At 62.6% G+C, this 18,614-nt stretch carries 17 protein-coding genes; 5 read left to right on the forward strand and 12 right to left on the reverse strand.

Going from position 1 to position 18,614, the window contains the following annotated elements; all coding sequences use genetic code 11:
- Nucleotides 1-3 precede the first annotated feature (3 nt).
- Nucleotides 4-1,068, reverse strand: a complete 1,065-nt coding sequence (gene cydB / locus ACWTV1_RS08660) for a cytochrome d ubiquinol oxidase subunit II (protein WP_498504935.1) — start codon at nucleotides 1,066-1,068, stop codon at nucleotides 4-6.
- An 18-nt stretch (nucleotides 1,069-1,086) separates the two neighbouring features.
- Nucleotides 1,087-2,676 (reverse strand): cytochrome ubiquinol oxidase subunit I, encoded by a 1,590-nt coding sequence (locus tag ACWTV1_RS08665; protein WP_498504936.1) that lies wholly within the window; start codon nucleotides 2,674-2,676, stop codon nucleotides 1,087-1,089.
- Between the two features lie 113 nt (nucleotides 2,677-2,789).
- On the opposite strand from ACWTV1_RS08665, the gene ACWTV1_RS08670 reads away from it, so the two are divergent.
- From ACWTV1_RS08670 to ACWTV1_RS08685, 4 genes are all read left to right on the forward strand, one after another.
- Nucleotides 2,790-3,152 carry a BlaI/MecI/CopY family transcriptional regulator gene (locus tag ACWTV1_RS08670; RefSeq protein WP_498504937.1) on the forward strand — a complete coding sequence of 121 codons (363 nt, stop codon included), beginning with the start codon at nucleotides 2,790-2,792 and terminating at the stop codon, nucleotides 3,150-3,152.
- Between the two features lie 2 nt (nucleotides 3,153-3,154).
- Entirely contained in the window at nucleotides 3,155-3,991 is an 837-nt protein-coding gene (locus ACWTV1_RS08675) for a M56 family metallopeptidase (protein WP_498504938.1), read from the forward strand.
- Nucleotides 3,992-4,133: 142 nt separating this feature from the next.
- Complete coding sequence (locus ACWTV1_RS08680; RefSeq protein WP_498504939.1) at nucleotides 4,134-4,391, forward strand: hypothetical protein; 258 nt, start codon at nucleotides 4,134-4,136, stop codon at nucleotides 4,389-4,391.
- A 10-nt stretch (nucleotides 4,392-4,401) separates the two neighbouring features.
- Nucleotides 4,402-5,250, forward strand: coding sequence for an endo alpha-1,4 polygalactosaminidase (locus tag ACWTV1_RS08685; RefSeq protein ID WP_498504940.1), 849 nt, complete (start codon nucleotides 4,402-4,404; stop codon nucleotides 5,248-5,250).
- A gap of 94 nt (nucleotides 5,251-5,344) precedes the next feature.
- On the opposite strand, the gene ACWTV1_RS08690 is transcribed toward ACWTV1_RS08685, so the two are convergent.
- The 3 genes from ACWTV1_RS08690 to ACWTV1_RS08700 all read right to left on the reverse strand — a co-directional run bounded on the left by ACWTV1_RS08690 (nucleotide 5,345) and on the right by ACWTV1_RS08700 (nucleotide 8,695).
- A complete protein-coding gene (locus tag ACWTV1_RS08690; RefSeq protein WP_498504941.1) occupies nucleotides 5,345-6,571 on the reverse strand; it encodes an MFS transporter in 1,227 nt (408 codons plus the stop codon).
- Between the two features lie 112 nt (nucleotides 6,572-6,683).
- Entirely contained in the window at nucleotides 6,684-8,042 is a 1,359-nt protein-coding gene (locus ACWTV1_RS08695) for an alpha-hydroxy acid oxidase (RefSeq protein WP_498504942.1), read from the reverse strand.
- An 8-nt stretch (nucleotides 8,043-8,050) separates the two neighbouring features.
- Nucleotides 8,051-8,695: a GntR family transcriptional regulator gene (locus ACWTV1_RS08700; RefSeq protein WP_498504943.1), complete on the reverse strand. Its 645-nt coding sequence runs from the start codon at nucleotides 8,693-8,695 to the stop codon at nucleotides 8,051-8,053.
- Between the two features lie 119 nt (nucleotides 8,696-8,814).
- Between ACWTV1_RS08700 and ACWTV1_RS08705 the strand changes: the two genes are divergently transcribed.
- Nucleotides 8,815-9,807, forward strand: a complete 993-nt coding sequence (locus ACWTV1_RS08705) for a Gfo/Idh/MocA family protein (RefSeq protein ID WP_498504944.1) — start codon at nucleotides 8,815-8,817, stop codon at nucleotides 9,805-9,807.
- 85 nt (nucleotides 9,808-9,892) lie between these two features.
- On the opposite strand, the gene ACWTV1_RS08710 is transcribed toward ACWTV1_RS08705, so the two are convergent.
- The 7 genes from ACWTV1_RS08710 to rhaS all read right to left on the reverse strand — a co-directional run bounded on the left by ACWTV1_RS08710 (nucleotide 9,893) and on the right by rhaS (nucleotide 18,600).
- Nucleotides 9,893-11,290, reverse strand: coding sequence for a rhamnulokinase (locus ACWTV1_RS08710; protein WP_498504945.1), 1,398 nt, complete (start codon nucleotides 11,288-11,290; stop codon nucleotides 9,893-9,895).
- Entirely contained in the window at nucleotides 11,287-13,338 is a 2,052-nt protein-coding gene (locus ACWTV1_RS08715; protein WP_498504946.1) for a bifunctional aldolase/short-chain dehydrogenase, read from the reverse strand. The genes ACWTV1_RS08710 and ACWTV1_RS08715 overlap by 4 nt, the downstream gene beginning before the upstream one ends.
- An 81-nt stretch (nucleotides 13,339-13,419) precedes the next feature.
- Nucleotides 13,420-14,181 (reverse strand): DeoR/GlpR family DNA-binding transcription regulator, encoded by a 762-nt coding sequence (locus ACWTV1_RS08720; RefSeq protein ID WP_498504947.1) that lies wholly within the window; start codon nucleotides 14,179-14,181, stop codon nucleotides 13,420-13,422.
- Nucleotides 14,182-14,316: 135 nt separating this feature from the next.
- Nucleotides 14,317-15,483 carry an L-rhamnose isomerase gene (gene rhaI, locus ACWTV1_RS08725; RefSeq protein ID WP_498504948.1) on the reverse strand — a complete coding sequence of 389 codons (1,167 nt, stop codon included), beginning with the start codon at nucleotides 15,481-15,483 and terminating at the stop codon, nucleotides 14,317-14,319.
- 144 nt (nucleotides 15,484-15,627) lie between these two features.
- Entirely contained in the window at nucleotides 15,628-15,981 is a 354-nt protein-coding gene (locus tag ACWTV1_RS08730) for an L-rhamnose mutarotase (protein ID WP_498504949.1), read from the reverse strand.
- Between the two features lie 10 nt (nucleotides 15,982-15,991).
- Nucleotides 15,992-17,455, reverse strand: coding sequence for an arabinose isomerase (locus ACWTV1_RS08735; RefSeq protein ID WP_498504950.1), 1,464 nt, complete (start codon nucleotides 17,453-17,455; stop codon nucleotides 15,992-15,994).
- 92 nt (nucleotides 17,456-17,547) lie between these two features.
- Nucleotides 17,548-18,600: a rhamnose ABC transporter substrate-binding protein gene (gene rhaS / locus ACWTV1_RS08740; RefSeq protein ID WP_498504951.1), complete on the reverse strand. Its 1,053-nt coding sequence runs from the start codon at nucleotides 18,598-18,600 to the stop codon at nucleotides 17,548-17,550.
- Nucleotides 18,601-18,614: the final 14 nt, after the last annotated feature.

Here is an 18,614-nt window from a genome sequence, read left to right on the forward strand (position 1 = left end):
GCCCTAGCTAGCTGAAGACGATGAGGTACTTGCTGAAGACGCGGGGGCGACAGCAGGCTTCACGAGGTGAGCTTCGGGGATGTGGTGCTCGCTCAGGCGGTTGCGGAAAACCCAGTAGGTCCAGCCCTGGTACACGAACACCAGCGGCAGCCCAAACGCGGTCACGATGCTCATAACGCTGAGGGTATATTCCCCGCTCGCCGCGTTGGAGATCGTGAGGTTGAACGCGGGGTCAAGCGTCGAGGGCAGTACGACGGGGTAGACGGCGGCGAAGATGGATGACGCTCCCGCGACCAAGAAGGCTGCGATCCCCACAAAGGCCCAGCCTTCACGCCCGGCACGAGCACTGATCCAGCCGAAGACCACCGCAACCACCGCGACTGCAACAAGCGCCCACGTGATGAGGGTTCCGTTCTGGAACTGGATAACGAGTACCCAGGCGACGATCGGCAGCAGGGCTACGGGGCTCCAGCGCACGACGAAGTTGCGGGCCCGAACGCGCACGTCACCATCGGTCTTGAGGCCGAGGAAGACGGAGGCATGAACCAGCGAGAAGCCGACAACCGCGAGGCCACCGAGGATCGCGTAGGGCGTGAACCAGGCGAAGGCGCCGCCGACGCGGTCACCGTTTGCGTCAATCGGGAGACCGGTGGTGGTCAGCGCGAGGGCTGCGCCGATACCGAAAGCGGAACCGAGCGAGCCGAGCCCGAGAGCGCGATCCCACCACATACGCCACTTGTCAGTGGAGCCCTTGCCGCGGTACTCAATGGCAACCGCGCGGAAGATGAGGCTCACGAGCACGATCGTCAGCGGAATGTAGAGCGCCGAGAAGAGCGATGCATACCAAAACGGGAATGCGGCGAAGGTGGCAGCTCCGGCCGTGATCAGCCAGACCTCGTTGCCGTCCCAGACTGGGCCGATGGCATTGAGCATCAGGCGACGCTCACGATCTTTACGGGTGCTGAAGAGCAGCAGCATCCCGACACCCAGGTCGAAGCCTTCGAGAAGGAGGTAGCCGATCCACAATGCCGCGATCGCGATAAACCAGATAGTGGGAAGAAGTTCCATGAGTAGCTGCCCTTCTGCTTAGTAGGCGAACGCGAGAACGTCGTCGCGCTTGTCTGGTTTGTTGGGATCGTCAGGGTCGCTGCCGTCGTCTTCTGGATGCCCCAGCTCGGGCATTGCCGAGGCAACGCCACCGCGCACGTACTTGACGAGCAGCTTGATCTCGAAGACAAGCAGGAAGCCGTAGACGAGAGCCAGCGAGGCGAGCGAGAAGATCATCTCTTCTCCACTCACGCCGGGGGAGACTGCGGCGGCGGTGAACATGAAGACACCGTCAACGCCGCTGGGGTTGGGGTTGGGAACAACGACGAAGGGTTGGCGACCCATTTCAGTGAAGACCCAGCCGGCGATATTGGCGCCGAAGGGGGCGGCAATACTGAGCAGAGCCGTACCCATGAGGAACTTGGACTTCGGAACCGTGCCCTTGCGGACCATCCACAGGGTCAGGGCGGCGAAGGCGGCAGCGAGCATTCCGAAGCCGATCATCAAGCGGAAGCCCCAGTAGGTGACCTCCATGAGCGGCAGGTAATCGATCTCCTGGCCTGCGCGCTCGCCGTACAGCGGGTCATCGGGAAGGTTGGTGCCGTACAGCTCCTGATACTGAGGGATGAGGGTGTTCACGCCCTGAATTTCAGTATCGAAATCGCCGTGAGCGAGGAAGGAGAGCAAGCCGGGGATCTCGATAAGTCCCACGACATCTTCACAGTCTTGGCCTCCGAGGGGGCCAATCGAGAGCACCGAGAAGCTCGTGCCGTCGTAGCACGCAGCCTCCGCCGCTGCCATTTTCAAAGGCTGTTGCTCGAACATGAGCTTGGCCTGGAGGTCGCCCGTGATCGCTACGCCGCCGAATCCAATGATGGCGACTACAGCACCGATGCGGATGCTCGTGATCCAGACAGAGTGGTCCTTGCGGTCGCGGCCGGGGATGCTGGCATTCTCGCCGACGACGACACGGCCCGCGGTGTCCACGGTGTCGATTCCATCGCGACGGCGCTGCCAGAGTTGGTACCAGGAGATGCCGACGACGAAGCCGGCGCCGACAGCGATGGCGCCCATGATCGTGTGGGAGTAAGCGGAGAGGGCGGTGTTGTTGGTGAGCACGGCCCAGATGTCAGTCATGACGGGGCGACCGTCGATGAGTTCAACGCCGACGGGGTGCTGCATCCAGGAATTGGCGACGATGATGAAGAAGGCGGAGACGACGGAGCCGGCAACGGCGATCCAGAGGGTGGCGAGGTGGAGCTTCTTGCCGAGGCGATCCCAGCCAAAGATCCAGAGGCCGAGGAAGACGGATTCGAAGAAGAAGGCGAGGAGGCCTTCCATGGCCAGCGGGGCGCCGAAGACGTCACCGACGTAGCGGGAGTATTCGCTCCAGGCCATTCCGAATTGGAATTCCTGCACGAGGCCCGTTGCCACACCCATGATGAAGTTGATGAGGTACAACTTGCCCCAGAACTTGGTCATGCGCAGCCACTTCACGTCGCCCGTGCGAACCCACTGGGTTTGCATGAGCGCCACGACCGGGCCGAGGCCGAGCGTGAGCGGAACCATGATGAAGTGATAGACGGTGGTGATTCCAAATTGCCATCTGGCGATTTCTAGGGGATCCACTCCTGGCCTTTCCGTGGCGGGTGTTCGCGTTAGTTCTACATCCTGTAGAACCGCTGTGTATACATTTCTACACCCTCGTAGAAATTATTTCTACTTAGGGTAGAATTGCTCGTATGAACTCCCTGGGTGAACTCGAACGCAGTGTCATGGACCTGCTGTGGGCGAGCGCTGAAAGTCTCTCTGCGTACGATCTGCAGGCCGCTCTTGCCTCCCCCGAGGCGTCGGGCCGCGAACTCGCCGCTACGACCGTGCTCACCGTTCTTTCTCGCCTCGAGAAGAAGAACTACGTGGTGCGCGAACGTGATGTGCGCCCGCACCGTTATCGTGCCGCCTCGGTTCGCGCTGAACATATGGCCGACCTCATGCACGAAGTGTTGGGTGGGGCGAACGACCGCACCGCGGTGCTCGAACGGTTCGTCGGCCAGGTCTCAAACGAAGAAGCTGAGACTCTCCGCCGCATTCTCGCCGGACGCTAACCGTGGTCGCCGCCGCGATCACCCTCGGGGTCATTGCCATTCTCTTGGCCTGGCCCGTGCCGGCGATCCTTCCGGGGGCGCGTTGGGCGTACAAGCGCCCGACTCTCGGGCTGCTCGTCTGGCAACTTGTCGCACTCGTAGGTGGCTTCAGCATGATCGGTTCTCTCGTACTACTCGGGGCCGCCACCTTCGCCAGTGATATTTCGGATGCCGCCACGGGCATGTGGCGTTTCGTCACCCACAATGAACTCCCCGAGGGCTCCTCGGTGTGGTCGTTGCTCGCACTTTCGGGAGCATTGTTCCTCACCGTGCACTTGCTGCTGAACCTGCTGGTCACATTCGTCTATGCCGAGCGCGAGCGTGCCCGGCACTCGCAACTAATCACCCTGCTGAGCGAGCCGATGACCGACCGCCCCGGCACGCGCCTCATCGATACCCCCGCACCCGTTGCCTACTGCCTGCCGGGCGCCCTGACCTCCGTCACAGTGCTGAGCGCTGGACTCATTGCGTTGCTCGACGAAGAGGAATTACGTGCGGTTGTCGAACACGAACGCGCCCACGTGCGCCTGCGTCACGACATCGTGCTGATCTTCTTCACCGCGTGGAAAGCCTCGTTGCCGTGGCTGCCCACAGCCCGCAACGCTTCCCGCGAAGTCGCCCTCCTGCTCGAAATGCACGCGGATGACAACGCCCTGAAAGACGTCAGCCGCGGCAGCCTCGCGCGCGCCATCACCGTGGTGGCTGAAGGCGGAGCCCTCCCGCAGCGCAGCGAACTCTCCGCCGCCATGCCCGAATCCACGCCAAAAGAACTGCGTGCTCGGCTGCTTCGTCTCGCCTAGACCTCACTGAACTAGTCCGCCTTAATGACGACTAGATTGGCCCCCATTTGGGGTCTAGCGTTTAAGGAGAGAGAAAGTCTCAGACTTTTTCTCACGCTACACAGTCGCACTAACCAGCAGAACTGAAAGCACGGGGGCAATCATGAACAGGAAAATATTCGGGTGGGTAGTCGTTCTTCTGGCGAGTCTTACCGCCGCCGCGGCAGCCACCGTCTGGCTGATCGTGGCCGGCACCGGCCTTGACTTAGCCGCGGGCATCCCGCCGCTTCCCGCCGTGGTGTTGGGTATTTCGGCTCTGATGGCGATCGTTGCGAGCTTCGCGCTCATTCGGGCCGAGCTGCCACCGCATCGCTCCCACATGCGCGCGACCTACATCTCGCGCCGGGCCGGAGCAGCCTAGGCTCGACTGCATGACAGCACGCCCACGACGAGCCCCGTGGGCGGCGCTGTGTGTCGCGGTCGCGCTTACTGTGCTGGCCGGATGCTCGGCTGCTGCCCCGCCAACAACTGAGCCCAGCGCCCCTTCCACCGCTACCGCCTCCCCGAGTCTCTTCGCCGCCGGCGCCGTCGCGGATTACCAGCTCGGCGGAGCGTACAAGCCCGACGCCTCCGTCACCATCGTCGTGCGCGACGCCAGCGAAGAACCACTCGCCCGCGCCTATTCCATTTGCTACCTCAACGGCTTTCAATCGCAACCGGGGGAGTCGTGGCCGAGCGAGCTGCTGCTGCGCGATGCCGAAGGTGATCCGGTTATCGATGCGAACTGGCCAGACGAGACGCTTCTCGACATCCGGACCGCAAGCAATCGTGAGGCGATCGCCGAGCGATTCGCGCCGCTGATCGAGGACTGCGCAGGCAAGGGGTTCGTGGCGGTCGAGCTCGATAACCTCGACAGCTACACGCGCTCCGAGGGGATTCTTGAGCGCGAGCAGGCGGTAGCAATGGCGACGCTGTTCGTGCAGCTCGGCCACAGTAGCGGACTCGCGGTAGCCCAGAAGAATTCGGCGGAGTTGCTGGGGGAGGCGGCATTCGCCATCGGGTTCGACTTCGCGATCGTGGAGGAGTGCGACCAGTACTCAGAGTGCGGGGACTTCACCGACTTTTATGGTGATGCCGTTATCGACGTCGAGTACACCGATGAGCTGCGACGCCCGTTCGCGGAGGTGTGTGCGGATGCTGCGACACCGCCCATCACGATGCTGCGGGACCGCGATCTCACGCCGCCCGGCGCAGCAGAGTACACCTTCGAGCACTGCTGATCGTGCTCGGGCGGGGTCGCCTCGGGCCACCAGCAGTCGGCTAACGTGCCCGGCAGCGAACTTGCCGGCCGACCATCCCGCGCGTGTGAGTTAGTTAGTCGGTGACCTTCGGCCCGCGCAGGAACGCGAGCGGCAGCGTGAGCAGTGAGATCGCGGCGGCGACCAAGACGGCGGGCGGGAACGAGAACTCGGTCGCGAGGGTTCCGATGAGAACCGAACCGAGAGCGGTGCCGAGGTCGAAACCAATGTTCCAGGCGGCGCTGGCCGTGCCGTACTGCTTGCGCCGTACGGCCGCCAAGGAGATCACGAGCGTCAGGTTTTGCAGACCGCCGTAGGCGATGCCGAGGAGCGTCATGCCGACTAGGAACGGCAGGATGCCGGTGGCGTCGGGATTCTGAACGGCGGCGGCAATCGCCACCAGTCCGACCACCGAGATCACGACGAGGGGCCAGAGGAATCGCTCGGCACCGAAACGGTCGGAGAGCCCGCCGATGGACCAGCGAGTGATAGCTGCGCTCAGGGTGAGGAGCGCGAGAGCCGCGGCAGTAGCGCCGGGCGAGGAACTCATTTGCGGGGCGAAGGTAAGCAGGGCACCACCGGCGAGGGTGACGCCGCTGAGCAGCATCATCGGTCGCAGAAGGCTGATCGCAAGCGAGCGGCGTTCTGACTTTCCGCCATCCACGGAGACGATCGGTGTCGCGTCGGTGGAGGGGAGAAGGTCGCGAGCGGCGGCCTGCTCGCGAAGCACTCGCGCAAGGCGCGGGGCAGAACTAATGCCGAGCAGGGGAAGGGCGCCAATCACGAAGACTGCCCAGAACCCGACGGTGTCGGCGAGGAAGGATGCGGTTGGTACGAGGATGATCTGCGGAACAGCAATCGCAGCGCCGTAGATTCCGACGGCGGCACCATGCTGGGTGCGATCGACGAGGTTCGCCACCACCGTGGAACCGGTGACGGTCAGGATGCCGAAGCCAATTCCGCGCACCGCCGAGATCGCGAGAATCCACGCGAGTTGATCCGAGATGAACAGCAAGAGCGCGGGGGCGCCGAGAAGGGCAAGCCCCACCGCCAGCACGCGGCCGGTGCCGAAATGGTCGAGCAGGCGCGGAACAAACGGTTGCGTCATGACCGTCACGATCAGCAGGAGTCCGTTCACCAACCCCGAGCCAGCTTCGGTTGCCCCACCTTGAACCGCCCACAGCGGAACAACCGGAATCAGCGCAACAAAGCCTCCGAAACCTGCGGCCGTGAGCACCAACAGGGCTGGCATTCCGGGTGCCCGCCAAACGGGAGGAGGGGCATCGACAGAGTTCTGAGTCACGATGCTTAACCCTACGCCCCACCGGGTCTCAACTGACCGAGGTCAGAAGCCGAAACCCGGCGGGGTAGAGAACTCGCGCGGCAGCCCACCACAACCTGCGGCGCGAGTGGTCTTACTTCTTTGCAGCAGTCTTGGTGGCAGCCTTCGCGGGTGCGGCCTTGGCGGCAGCCGGAGCCGACGTGGCAGCCTTGCGCGGCGCAGCACGCTTGGCAGGAACCGCAGCGGCGGCGCTCGGCGCGACGGCACGGGGTGCCAGTCGCTGCAACTGAGTGACGTGCTTGGGTTCAAGCTCTTCGATGCTGGTGACTTCGAGCAGCTTCATGGTGCGCACGATCTGGTCCGACAGGATCTCGATAGTGCGGTCGACGCCCTCGCGACCTCCGGCCATAAGGCCGTACAGGTAGGCACGGCCGATGAGTGTGAACTTGGCACCGAGCGCCATCGAAGCCACGACATCCGCACCGTTCATGATGCCGGTGTCGACCATCACCTCAACGTCGTTACCGACTTCGCGGGCGACCTCGGGCAGCAAGTGGAAGGGGATAGGCGCGCGGTCGAGCTGGCGGCCACCGTGGTTCGAGAGCAGGATGCCGTCAACACCAAGGTCGGCAAGGCGCTTCGAGTCTTCAAGGTTCTGCACTCCCTTGATCACGATCTTGCCTGGCCACATGGCGCGGATGATCTTGAGGTCGTCGTAGTTGATTGACGGGTCCATGGCGGAGTCGAGCAGTTCGCCCACGGTGCCGCCGGTGGTTGCGAGCGACGCAAACTCGAGCGGGGGAGTCGTGAGGAAGTCGAACCACCACCACGGGCGGGGGATCGCGTTGAGTATCGTGCCGGCCGTCAGCTGCGGCGGAATCGAGAAGCCATTGCGCTTATCCCGCAGTCGCGCCCCGGCAACCGGGGTGTCGACGGTGAACATGAGGGTGTCGTAGCCAGCGGCGGCCGCGCGTTCGACAAGACCGTACGAGATCTCGCGCTCGCGCATCACGTACAGCTGGAACCAGTTGCGACCGTTCGGGTTTGCGGCCTTCACATCTTCAATGGATGTCGTGCCGAGCGTCGACAGCGTGAACGGGATGCCTGCTGCCGCTGCGGCGCCCGCGCCCGCGATCTCGCCCTCGGTTTGCATGAGGCGCGTGAATCCCGTGGGGGCGATACCGAAGGGCATCGCGGAGGTGCCGCCCAGAATCTGGGTGGTGGTGGAGACGTTCGAGGCATCGCGAAGGATCGAGGGGTGAAACTCGATGTCTTCGAAGGCCTGGCGCGCACGGCTCAACGAGATTTCGCCTTCGGCCGAGCCATCCGTGTAGTCGTAGGCAGCCTTGGGCGTGCGACGCTTGGCGATGTCTTTGAGGTCGTAGATCGTGAGGGCGCTGTCGAGACGGCGCTTCTTGCCGTTGAGCTCGGGGGCCTTGAACTTCATGAGCTTCGCGAGCTCTACGGGGTTCGGAAATTGACGCTTAACCATGAGGTGCCTTAGTTGTCGGTGTCGAGATCGGTGTCGAGGTGGGTGAGGAGGCGATCGCGCGCCCCCACAATGTGGTCGCGGGTGAGGCGCTCTGCGGTGGCGGCATCCCCGGCGGTGATGGCATCGAGGATGCCCTGGTGTTGTTCGGCCACCTCGTGGGCGGTGATGAGTTGGGCGGACTGAACCTGCCCAATGCACAGCTCGACTTCGCCCATGAGCAGTTCGTGCAGGCGAGTGAGGCGTGAGCTGGGCTGACCGGCGACGAGCGCACGGTGGAACTGGATGTCGTGGTGCGCGAAATCATCGGTAGCCGTGAGCGCCCGGTGGGCTGCCAGCGCCTCCGCCGGAATCGCGCCGGCCTCGGCTAGCGCCGCCATCGCGGCGGTCTCCACGATGGAGCGAGTGTCGAAGAGGTCGAGCACGTCGTCATAGCTGAGCTCGGGCACGCGCGCGGCCCGGTGGGCTTCACGGCGCAGGATGCCGTCGGCGACGAGGCGATCGATGGCGATGCGCGCGGTAGGGCGGGCAACGCCGAAGCGCAGGGCAACGGCCGACTCGGTAATGGCGGAGCCTGGAGCATCCTTCTGGGAAATGATGTCGGCGCGAAGCTTCTGCGCAACGGTCTCAGGGAGCACTGCAGCGTTCTCAATCACGGTGCGCTCCCTCTTCGTTGATTCCGATTGTCAAACAATCTAACAGAATGTAAGACAAAGCAAAATAGGCACCTGTTACATTGGCGACGTATGTTTTCGTGCGCAACAAAGGGGATGGCATGGCGAAGCAAGTGGCCTGGGGAATTCTGGGCACCGGGTGGATCGCTGGCCTGCAAACCAGTGACCTCATCGAGCACGGTCACAACGTCGTTGCGGTCGGATCCCGCACCGCGGAATCAGCCACCACGTTCGCTGCCGAGTACGGCATCCCGACCGCGCACGGCAGCTACGAAGACCTCGTTGCTGACCCGAACGTCGACGCGATCTACGTCGCTTCTCCGCACCCCTTCCACGAAGAGCACGCGCTGCTCGCGCTCAACGCCGGCAAGCATGTGCTCGTAGAGAAGGTGTTTACGATGAACGCGGCGCAGGCCGAAAAGGTTGTCGCGCGAGCATCCGAACTCAACCTCGTTGTTCTTGAAGCCATGTGGACGCGATACCTGCCCCACATGGTGCGCATCCGTGAGCTCATTGCGCAGGGAGCGCTCGGCACGATCCGCAGCGTGATCGCCGACCACAACCAGAACCTGCCAAGCGACCCGCTGCACCGCATCAACAACCCCCTCCTCGGAGGTGGTGCACTGCTCGACCTCGGCATCTACCCGGTGTCGTTTGCGCACGACATCCTGGGCGTACCGACAGGTATCGTGGCCGTCGCCACCAAGACCGGCACGGATGTCGACCGCCAGACCTCGATGATCTTCAGCTACGGCACCGAAGCTCAAGCGGTGCTGCAGACGACACTCGACCTCGCCGGCCCCACGCGCGCCGTAATTGTCGGCACCGAAGGTCGCATCGAAATCGCTGAGACGTTCTATGCGCCAACCACCTTCACCCGCTTCGACGGTGACGGCACCGTCATCGAAGAATTCGACGGCACCACCACCGGTCGCGGCATGCAGTTTCAGGCCGCCGAACTCGAGCGCCTCGTCACCGCAGGCGAGATCGCCAACGACATTCTGTCGCCCGCCGAAAGCATTGAGATCATGCACACTCTCGACGAGATCCGCCGTCAGATCGGGCTCACCTACCCGATGCTTGACGAGGGCTAACGCGAGCTGACGTCAGCCAAACGACGAAGCGCCGACTACCGAATTGATCGGTGGTCGGCGCTTCGTCGTTACCTGAAATCGGATGCTACTGCGAACGCGGCAAGTAGCGCTTCGGCGAGAACGCGGCAGCCACAAGGCTGCGCAAGCTCTCCAGCGAACCCTCCACGAAGCCCTGAGCGCGTGCCTGAACGAGCACATTGCCGATCGCCGTGGCTTCCACGGGGCCGGCGAGCACCGGCATTCCGCTGCGGTCGGCCACTTGCTGGCAGAGCAACTCATTCTGCGAACCACCGCCGACGATATGGATGACCGACACCGACTTTCCCGACAGCTCAGAGGCCGTGTGAACGGCATCCACGAAAGCAACGCTGAGGCTTTCGATGATGCTGCGCACAAACTCCACGCGTGATTGCGGAGCCGGCAAATCGTGCTCGGTGCACCAGGCAGCGATGCGGTCAGGCATGCCGTCTGGTGCAAGAAAGCGCGGGTCGTTTGCGTCAAACGTTGGCACCCGAACTGTGAGAGCGGATGCCGCAGTCAACAGTTCGAGAAGGTCGACGCTGGAGTCTTCCTTCTGCCATTCGCGTACGCACTCGCTCAGCAGCCATAGGCCCATGACATTGTGCAGGTAGCGCACTCGCCCGTCGACGCCGCCCTCGTTGGTGAAGTTCGCGGCGCGGCTCGCTTCGGTGAGAACGGGGGAGCCCAGTTCAACGCCCACGAGACCCCACGTGCCACACGAGATATAGGCGAAGTCGTCGTTCGTTGCCGGAACCGCGACGACTGCGGATGCCGTGTCGTGCGATCCAACAGCGACCACGTCGGCACGGATGCCAAGTTCGTCGCGCACCGGCCCCAGCGTTGTGCCGGGAGTGACCAGCTCAGGGAAGAGGCTGCGGGAGAATCCGAGCTTCTCGATGAGGGCGTCATCCCACTGACCGGTGGCCAGATTCAGTAGCCCGGTTGTCGATGCGTTGGTCTGTTCGGCAACCTGTCGCCCCGTCAACCAGTAGTTGATGAGGTCGGGCACCAGCAAGAAACCATCGGCGTCGGCAAGGTTCTGCTCGGCTGCGAACTGGTACAGCGTATTGAAGGGCAGAAATTGCAAACCGTTCGACGCATACAACTCAGCGTGATCGGCGATCGCGTGCACGCGCTCCACGCCCGCCGCCGTACGATCATCGCGGTAGTGGAACGGAGGAGCAACCATCTGCCCGCCCGCCATCAGTGCGTAGTCAACCGCCCACGAATCCACGCCGATGCTCGACAGCTGCGGCTCTTCACGAACAGCAGCCGCCAAGCCAGCGAGAACACTCGAGTAGAGCGCATCAATGTCCCAGTGCAAGCCATCAGCGCGGCGAACTGGCCCGTTGGGAAAACGTGCCACCGGGCGAACCGAGAGCTCGTTATGACCCACGTGGCCGAGCATGACTCGGCCACTGGTCGCACCCAGATCGACCGCGGCGACAACTTGTGCGTTCATCGGAGGAAGGCCGCCGCAACACCAGCATCAACGGGGATGTGGAGACCAGTGGTGTGGCTGAGGTCGGGGCCCGTGAGCACCGATACCGCGTTGGCAACGTTCTCCGGCAGAACCTCACGCTTGAGGATCGTGCGCTGAGCGTAGAACTTGCCGAGGTCTTCTTCTTCAACGCCGTAGGTCTTGGCGCGGTTGGCGCCCCAGCCTGCAGCGAAGATTCCGGAACCGCGTACGACGCCGTCGGGGTTGATGCCGTTGACCTTCACGCCGTGCTCGCCCAGCTCGACTGCGAGCAGTCGCACCTGATGAGCCTGGTCGGCCTTAGTGGCCGAGTAGGCAATGTTGTTCGGGCCAGCGAAGACCGAGTTCTTCGACGAGATGTAGATGACGTCGCCACCCATTCCCTGATCGATCAATACCGGCGCGGTCGCCTTCGAGACGAGGAACGAACCCTTAGCCATGATGTCGTGCTGGAAGTCCCAATCCTTCTCGGTGGTCTCCAACAGCGGCTTCGAGAGTGAAACGCCCGCATTGTTCACCACGATGTCGATGCCCCCGAAGGCGAGTACGGCATCCTGCACCATGCGCTCGATCGCTGCGGCGTCGGTCACGTTGACCTTGAGGCCGATCGCCACATCAGCCGGGTTGGAATACGCAGCGCCGATTTCGGCGGCGGCGGCCTGAGCTTTCTCAAGGTCGAGGTCAGCAATGATCACGCACGCCCCATCCGCAGCGAGTCGAGTAGCGATGGCCTTGCCAATACCGGATGCTGCGCCGGTCACGAGAGCAACGCGCGTGGCGTGCGACTTGGGCTTGGGCATCCGCTGCAGCTTGGCTTCTTCGAGTGCCCAGTATTCGATGTTGAACTTCTCGGCGTCGCTGATGGGAGCGTAGCTCGAGATCGCTTCGGCGCCACGCATGACGTTAATGGCGTTCACGTAGAACTCGCCGGCAACGCGGGCGGTCTGCTTGTTGGCGCCGTAGCTGAACATTCCGACGCCGGGAACGAGAACGATGAGCGGGTCAGCGCCGCGGATCTCGGGGGAGTCGTCGGTGGCGAACTTGTCGTAGTACGCGGTGTAGTCCTTGCGGTACTCCTCATGGAGCTCCTTCAGACGCTCGATGCTCTTCTCGATCGACGCGTTTGCGGGCAGGTCGAGCAGCAGCGGCTTCACCTTGGTGCGCAAGAAGTGGTCGGGGCAGCTCGTGCCGAGAGCGGCGAGCTTGGGGGCGTTCGCTGAAGCGAGGAAGTCGAGAACGACGTCAGAGTCGGTGAAGTGACCGACCATGGGGCGATCGTGGCTCGCGATGCCGCGAATGGTTGCCGCAAGCGCGGCGGCCTTCTCGCGGCGCTCGGCCTCGGGAAGTGCGGCGTTCTTGGCAACGGTACGACCGAACGGCGCCTTTTTGCCCTTCGCGGCGATGTACTCTTCGGCGGTCGTGATGATCCAGAGGCTGTTGGCTTCTGCTTCGTCGCTCGTGTCGCCCCAGGCGGTGATGCCGTGGCCACCGAGGATGCAGCCGATCGCCTTCGGGTTCTTCGCCTTGATCTCAGCGATGTCGAGTCCGAGCTGGAAGCCGGGGCGACGCCAGTCAACCCACACAACCTTGTCGCCGAATGCCTTCTTGGTGAGCTTCTTGCCGTCCTTGGCGGTGGCAAAAGCAATTCCCGAGTCGGGGTGCAAGTGGTCGACGTGCGCAGCATCCACGAGGCCGTGCATGGCGGTGTCGATGGATGGCGCGGCGCCACCCTTACCGTGCAGCGTGAAGTCGAACGCTGCAACCATTTCATCTTCGCGCTCAACACCGGGGTAGACGTTGGTCATGGCGCGCAGGCGGTCGAGGCGCAGTACGGCGAGGCCGGACTCAGTGAGCGTGCCGAGGTCTCCGCCGGAGCCCTTTACCCACATGAGCTCGATGGGCTCGCCGGTAACCGGATCCGTTTCGGTGCCCTTGGCCGACGTGTTGCCGCCGGCGTAGTTGGTGACGCGCGGGTCAGAACCGAGGCGGTTCGACCGAGCGATGAGTTCAGCGGCAGTGGGGTTCGTCATGGAGGTATCCCGTATCGTCAGGTTTGTAAGTATTTGTGAAATCTAACAATAAATTACCAGAAGGTGCAAGGGGCGTGCATGTTAGAGAAGCTCGACGTGCTCCCGGTAAGCATCCAGCCGGGAATCCCGCGGGTCGAGTTCGGTGATGAGCAAGCTCACATCGCGCAGGTTGAAGCTCACCGCGATCGACTGGTCGTCCAGCTTCGACGAATCGACGCAGAGAATCGTCTCGCGAGCGGCGCCGGCAAAGGCCTGCTTGACCTGACTCTCATCGAGCGACACCTCAGAACTGCCGAGAGACGGGTCGACGGCGCTCGCCGAGGAGAAGAAGCGCGAATACAGCACGGATGCCGCCCCCTGGCAGGCGAGAAGCCCCACCAGACTCTCGGTCTTCGGCTCGGACTCGCCGCCTGTGAGCACCCCGGTCACTCCCAGAATTGAGCGCAGGCAGATGAAGTTCTCGAACGAGTTGGTGACGACAGAAAGCCCGTCGCGCTGGCCAATCGTCGTGGCGATCGTCCCGGTCGTGGTGGAAGCATCGAGCGCGATCGCTCCCGATTGCGGAATGAGCGCCAACGCTTTCGTGGCGATCACTTGCTTGGCGCGGGCACGCACGGCACGGCGTTCGTCGAAGGGGCGCGGCCCCGAGATCGAGATCGCCCCGCCGCGTACCCGCCGCAGCAGCCCTTCGGCTTCCATCTCATCGAGATCGCGGCGCACGGTCATCGCCGAGACGGCGAGCTCGGCAGCGATGTCGTCGAGGCGCAGAGCGCCGTCGCGATTGAGGCGCTCCTGCAACATCGCTCGTCGCTGTTGTGCGCCCAGAGTGCCAATCGTCGCCATCGTGCTCCTCGGTGGTGTGTGAGATTTCATGTTACAACCCACGAAATTTCACACCGAGGGCCAGTCTTGCGGCTCTAGTAGACAGTGCGCTGTGGCGCACTCGGAGCCTGGAGCGTCGAAGCGATGCTTCTTCGCTCAGGCTCCCCATCCAGCCTGAACGCCACCGACGCGCTCTTCGGCGATCTTCTGCTGGTAACCGGAGGCTGCGTACGCCGCCATCGGGTCGGCGGGCAAGTCGCGCGACTCGCGCCAAGCAGCAAGGTCAGCGCGCACGTCGGTGTAGAAGGCATCCATCAGAATGCCGTTGGCACCGAGAACATCACCGGCGTCTTGCGCAGCGGTGAGAGCATCCGAATCGACGAGCAGTGCACGAGCGGTCATCTCCTGCACGTTGAGCACCGAACGCATCTGACCGGGAACCTTGTCTTCAACGTTGTGGCACTGATCGAGCATGAAGGCCACGCCGCTGTCGGCACCGTAGCCGCCGCCGCGAACAACCTCGTAGAGGATGCGGAACAGCTGGAACGGGTCGGCGGCACCCACGATGAGGTCGTCATCGGCGTAGAAGCGCGAGTTGAAGTCGAAGGAACCGAGCTTGCCGAGGCGTAGCAACTGCATCACGATGAACTCGATGTTGGTGCCGGGGGCGTGGTGGCCCGTGTCGAGGCACACGAGGGCACGCTCGCCGAGGGCCGATACTTGCGCGTAGCTGGTTCCCCAGTCGGGAACGTCAGTGTGGTAAAAAGCGGGCTCGAAGAACTTGTACTCGAGCACCATGCGTTGCTCTTCGCCGAGGCGGTCGTAGATCTTCTGCAGGGAGTCGGCGAGGCGGTCTTGACGACCACGGATGTCGGCCTGGCCGGGGTAGTTGGAACCGTCAGCGAGCCAGATCTTGAGGTCGCGCGAACCTGTCTGATCCATCACATCGATGCACTCGAAGTGGTGGTCGATCGCCTTCTGGCGAATCGTGGGATCGACGTGAGTGAGCGAACCGAACTTGTAGTCGTCGTCTTGGAAGGTGTTCGAGTTCACCGTGCCGAGGTCCACGCCGTGGTCGTTGGCGAAGGCGCGCAAGGCGCTGTAATCGTCAACCTTGTCCCACGGGATGTGCAGGGCAACTGTCGGCGAGAGTGCCGTGTACTTGTTGACCTGGGCAGCATCTGCAATTTTCTCTTCCGGAGTGCGAGGCGTTCCGGGGGTGCCGAATACCTTGAAGCGCGTGCCGGAGTTGCCGAAGGCCCAGGAGGGAAGTTCGATGGCCTGTTCTTCGAGGCGGGCTGCGATTGAGCTGAATTGCGCCATGGGAATTCTTACTTTCTGGTGGAGGTACGGCTGGTTGTGAAGCCGAGAGATATCGGGGCGAGGATGTGCTCGCGAAGGTTTCGGGGAAGCGACAAAGTGAATCGATTCAATTCGAGTGTAGACCGAGATTCTAGAGGAGGCAATCTATCCATCTGACCGCCTCCTGCTCGCAGCAAGTTGGTCCTCGAGGTTGAATACTTCTTCCAGGGGAATGAACCCCTCGTCCGGCGGAACATCGAGGTCGACAAAGTGGTCGCCCATGATTGCCTGCCATCGAGAATTCACTTCGGTGGCGGCCATTGCGCGCTGTGCAGCGGCAAGGTCGTCAGATTCGACGTACCCGATCAGCAGGCCGTCGGCACGAAGAAAAAGTGAATAGTTGTGCCACCCCGTTGCCGCGAGTGCCTCAAGCATCTCCGGCCAAACAGCGGCGTGCGCGACTTTGTATTCCTCGATGTGGTCGGGCTTCACTTGCAGTTGAAAGCAATAGCGCTTCACGGATACACCCCTAACGCCACTTCGGAAGGTCGGCCATATCGACGTGACGGTGCTCGATCCCGAGCAAGCTCGCGGCGGCGTGAATGTCGCCAGCAACATGGCCGACGCAGAGAGCCCAGTGGTGACCGATGCCGGTCTGCGACCACTCATCGACCCACTCACCAGGGTCGCCGCCGAAACTGACGCGCGACGTAGTGTTGCCGATCTCCAAGAGCGGCCCAGGAGTTACGATTCCCTCGCTAGTGATGAACGTGTAGCTGCCGTCGCGATCCTGTCCGATTCCAAATGTGGTGACAGGACCCTGCTGCACGTCAAACTCAACGGACACTCCGTAGCCTCGTTTGCCGTGGTAAACGCCAAGGCCACGGAGCAGCGGATCGCGCTCTGAAACGGCGAGGTGCGCTGGGCCGTCGTGACCCATCTCCACCACGTCGTCAAAGAAGTTGAGCGCCTGAATCTCTGTGAACGAGCCCCCAGCGCCGATGGTGTGGGCGGCAAGCATCGCCAAGCTAGTGCGTAACTCGTATTCACCAACGAAAGGGATGCCGCGAGCGGTCAGCAACGATGAGCCAAGAATCATGCCAGCGCCCAGGCGCTCGTGCAGTTCACCGTTGAGGCCGCGGTGGTAGTACGCGGCAGAGTCGAGGTCAAAGTCGCCGACCAGTCGATCGAGTCCGACGCTCACTTTGGCGCCCCAGGCGAAATCTTCCTCGCGTACCGACTCATCGAGAGTGAACAGCTTGCGGGCAAGGTTCATGCGCTCGGTGACTTGGGCATCGGTTACTTCGTCAACGCGAACCCGAAGGTCATCGAATTCGAGCACTTCTACGTGTGAGCCAAATTGGCTGGAGACGAGGGTGAGGTCGGTCGAGACATCGAGCATTCCCGGGTAGACGTGGCCCATGAGGCCGTGGCGTGCGTGGCGAAGAGTTGCGCGCACCTTGGCCGCGTTCACCCAACGGTTTATGCGAGCCCAAGCCCGTTCATCCTTTAGGTGGCCTGAAACGCTGCGGAACTCGATGCCAGCGCGCTTGAAAACGTTCGCGACCTCGGGCACGGGGCACTGGCCGCAGTACGCGAGCCACTTTCCGGTGTCGAAGTTGGCGTGGTCCATCGCTTCGGTGGGCTGGAGATCGATGACGAGCACCGGAGTCTTCGCGCGCTGCGCAATTGGAAGAACCATGGATGCAGTGAGATAGGTGGTCAGGAAGATGACGATGAGATCGCAGTCGGCACGACGCAGCTTCTCTGCCGCGACGGTGGCCTCTTGGGCATCCGAAATGAATCCAACATCAATGACTTCAGCGTCGAGGGCGGTGAACCGGTCGGTGACGTATCTGCTCGACTCCTGAAGCTGGGGGAGGAGCGCGGGAAATTGAGGCCAGTAAGCAGCGAGCCCGCCGGCGACGAGACCGATGCGGGTGGCGCGCCGAGTCTTGGGTGGAAGCAGCTCTGAAGCTGGGGTAAGGGACATCATTGGCTCCGAAAATCTGAGGCTGGTGGTTGTTGGTGAGGGGTGGATACCCGGGCCGGCTCGTGAGCAGGCCCGGGTATCTGAGCGACTAGTTAGAAGTCGTATTCGTCGATGTTGTCTGCGTTGAAGCGCGTAGGCGGTCCAACGATGGCAACGCCGTTCGCGCCGACAGTGATCTCGCCCATGTCGCCCGCGTCGAAGGTGTCGCCCTCGGCGCCAGTGATGGTTCCATCAACGAGAGCCTTGCCAGCGAATGCTGCAACGTAGCCGAGCTGGGCCGGGTCCCAGAGAGCGAACTCCTGAACGGTCTCGTCCTTGACGAATTCACGCATTTCGTTGGGGAGTCCCAGACCGGTCAGAGCAACTTTGCCCTTGTAGTCCGAGGTCGAGAGGTACTTCGCTGCTGCGGCGATACCGACCGTGGTGGGCGAGATGATGCCCGCGAGGTCAGGGTACGACGAGAGCAGTCCCTGAGTTTCCTGGAACGACTTGTCAGCGTCGTCATCGCCGTAGACCTTGGCGACGAGCGTGATGTCCGAGTAGTCAGGGTTCGAGGCAAGCTCTTCTTCCATGAACTCGATCCATTCGTTCTGGTTCGTCGCGGTTGCCGTTGCCGACAGAATCGCGATCTCACCTGAACCACCGATTTGCTCGGAGATGATCTCGAGCTGAATCAGTGCGACGTCTTTGGCAACAACCTGGCTGATGAAGATGTCGCGGTAGTCGGGGTTGGTGTCGGAGTCGAACGCGACAATCTTCGCGCCGGCTTCACGCGCCGTCTGCAGAGCGGGGCCAACAGCGTCGGGGTCGTTCGCCGCGATCACGATGACGTTCGTACCCTGCTGGGTCGCCTGCTCGATGAATGGGATCTGTGCGCTAGCGCTGGCTTCGAGGGGGCCGAGAACCTCTGATTCGTAGCCGATTGCCGCTGCGCCCTCTTCGCCGCCGCCGAGAACGACGTCGGTGTAGGGGTTATTGAGCTGCTTGGGCAAGAACGCAATGGTTCCGGCGCTTTCGCCGCCGCCGTTGCCACTGTCGCCGTCGTTAGTTGCAGCGCAACCGGTCGCGGCAAGGGCCACAACCGTTGCGATTGCAGCGATAGAGCCGATACGGCCGCCTCGGCTGCGCGTGGAAAACAACTTCATTGTTCTTCCTTTCG

The sequence above is a fragment of the Salinibacterium sp. VpJ6 genome (genome assembly GCF_059767345.1).

Coding starts and splice junctions, on each gene's coding strand:
- cydB (WP_498504935.1), bottom strand. CDS start 1,068: ATGGAACTTCTTCCCACTATCTGGTTTATCGCGATCGCGGCATTGTGG.
- ACWTV1_RS08670 (WP_498504937.1), top strand. CDS start 2,790: ATGAACTCCCTGGGTGAACTCGAACGCAGTGTCATGGACCTGCTGTGG.
- ACWTV1_RS08680 (WP_498504939.1), top strand. CDS start 4,134: ATGAACAGGAAAATATTCGGGTGGGTAGTCGTTCTTCTGGCGAGTCTT.
- ACWTV1_RS08685 (WP_498504940.1), top strand. CDS start 4,402: ATGACAGCACGCCCACGACGAGCCCCGTGGGCGGCGCTGTGTGTCGCG.
- ACWTV1_RS08695 (WP_498504942.1), bottom strand. CDS start 8,042: ATGGTTAAGCGTCAATTTCCGAACCCCGTAGAGCTCGCGAAGCTCATG.
- ACWTV1_RS08705 (WP_498504944.1), top strand. CDS start 8,815: ATGGCGAAGCAAGTGGCCTGGGGAATTCTGGGCACCGGGTGGATCGCT.
- ACWTV1_RS08710 (WP_498504945.1), bottom strand. CDS start 11,290: ATGAACGCACAAGTTGTCGCCGCGGTCGATCTGGGTGCGACCAGTGGC.
- ACWTV1_RS08715 (WP_498504946.1), bottom strand. CDS start 13,338: ATGACGAACCCCACTGCCGCTGAACTCATCGCTCGGTCGAACCGCCTC.
- ACWTV1_RS08720 (WP_498504947.1), bottom strand. CDS start 14,181: ATGGCGACGATTGGCACTCTGGGCGCACAACAGCGACGAGCGATGTTG.
- rhaI (WP_498504948.1), bottom strand. CDS start 15,483: ATGGCGCAATTCAGCTCAATCGCAGCCCGCCTCGAAGAACAGGCCATC.
- ACWTV1_RS08735 (WP_498504950.1), bottom strand. CDS start 17,455: ATGTCCCTTACCCCAGCTTCAGAGCTGCTTCCACCCAAGACTCGGCGC.
- rhaS (WP_498504951.1), bottom strand. CDS start 18,600: ATGAAGTTGTTTTCCACGCGCAGCCGAGGCGGCCGTATCGGCTCTATC.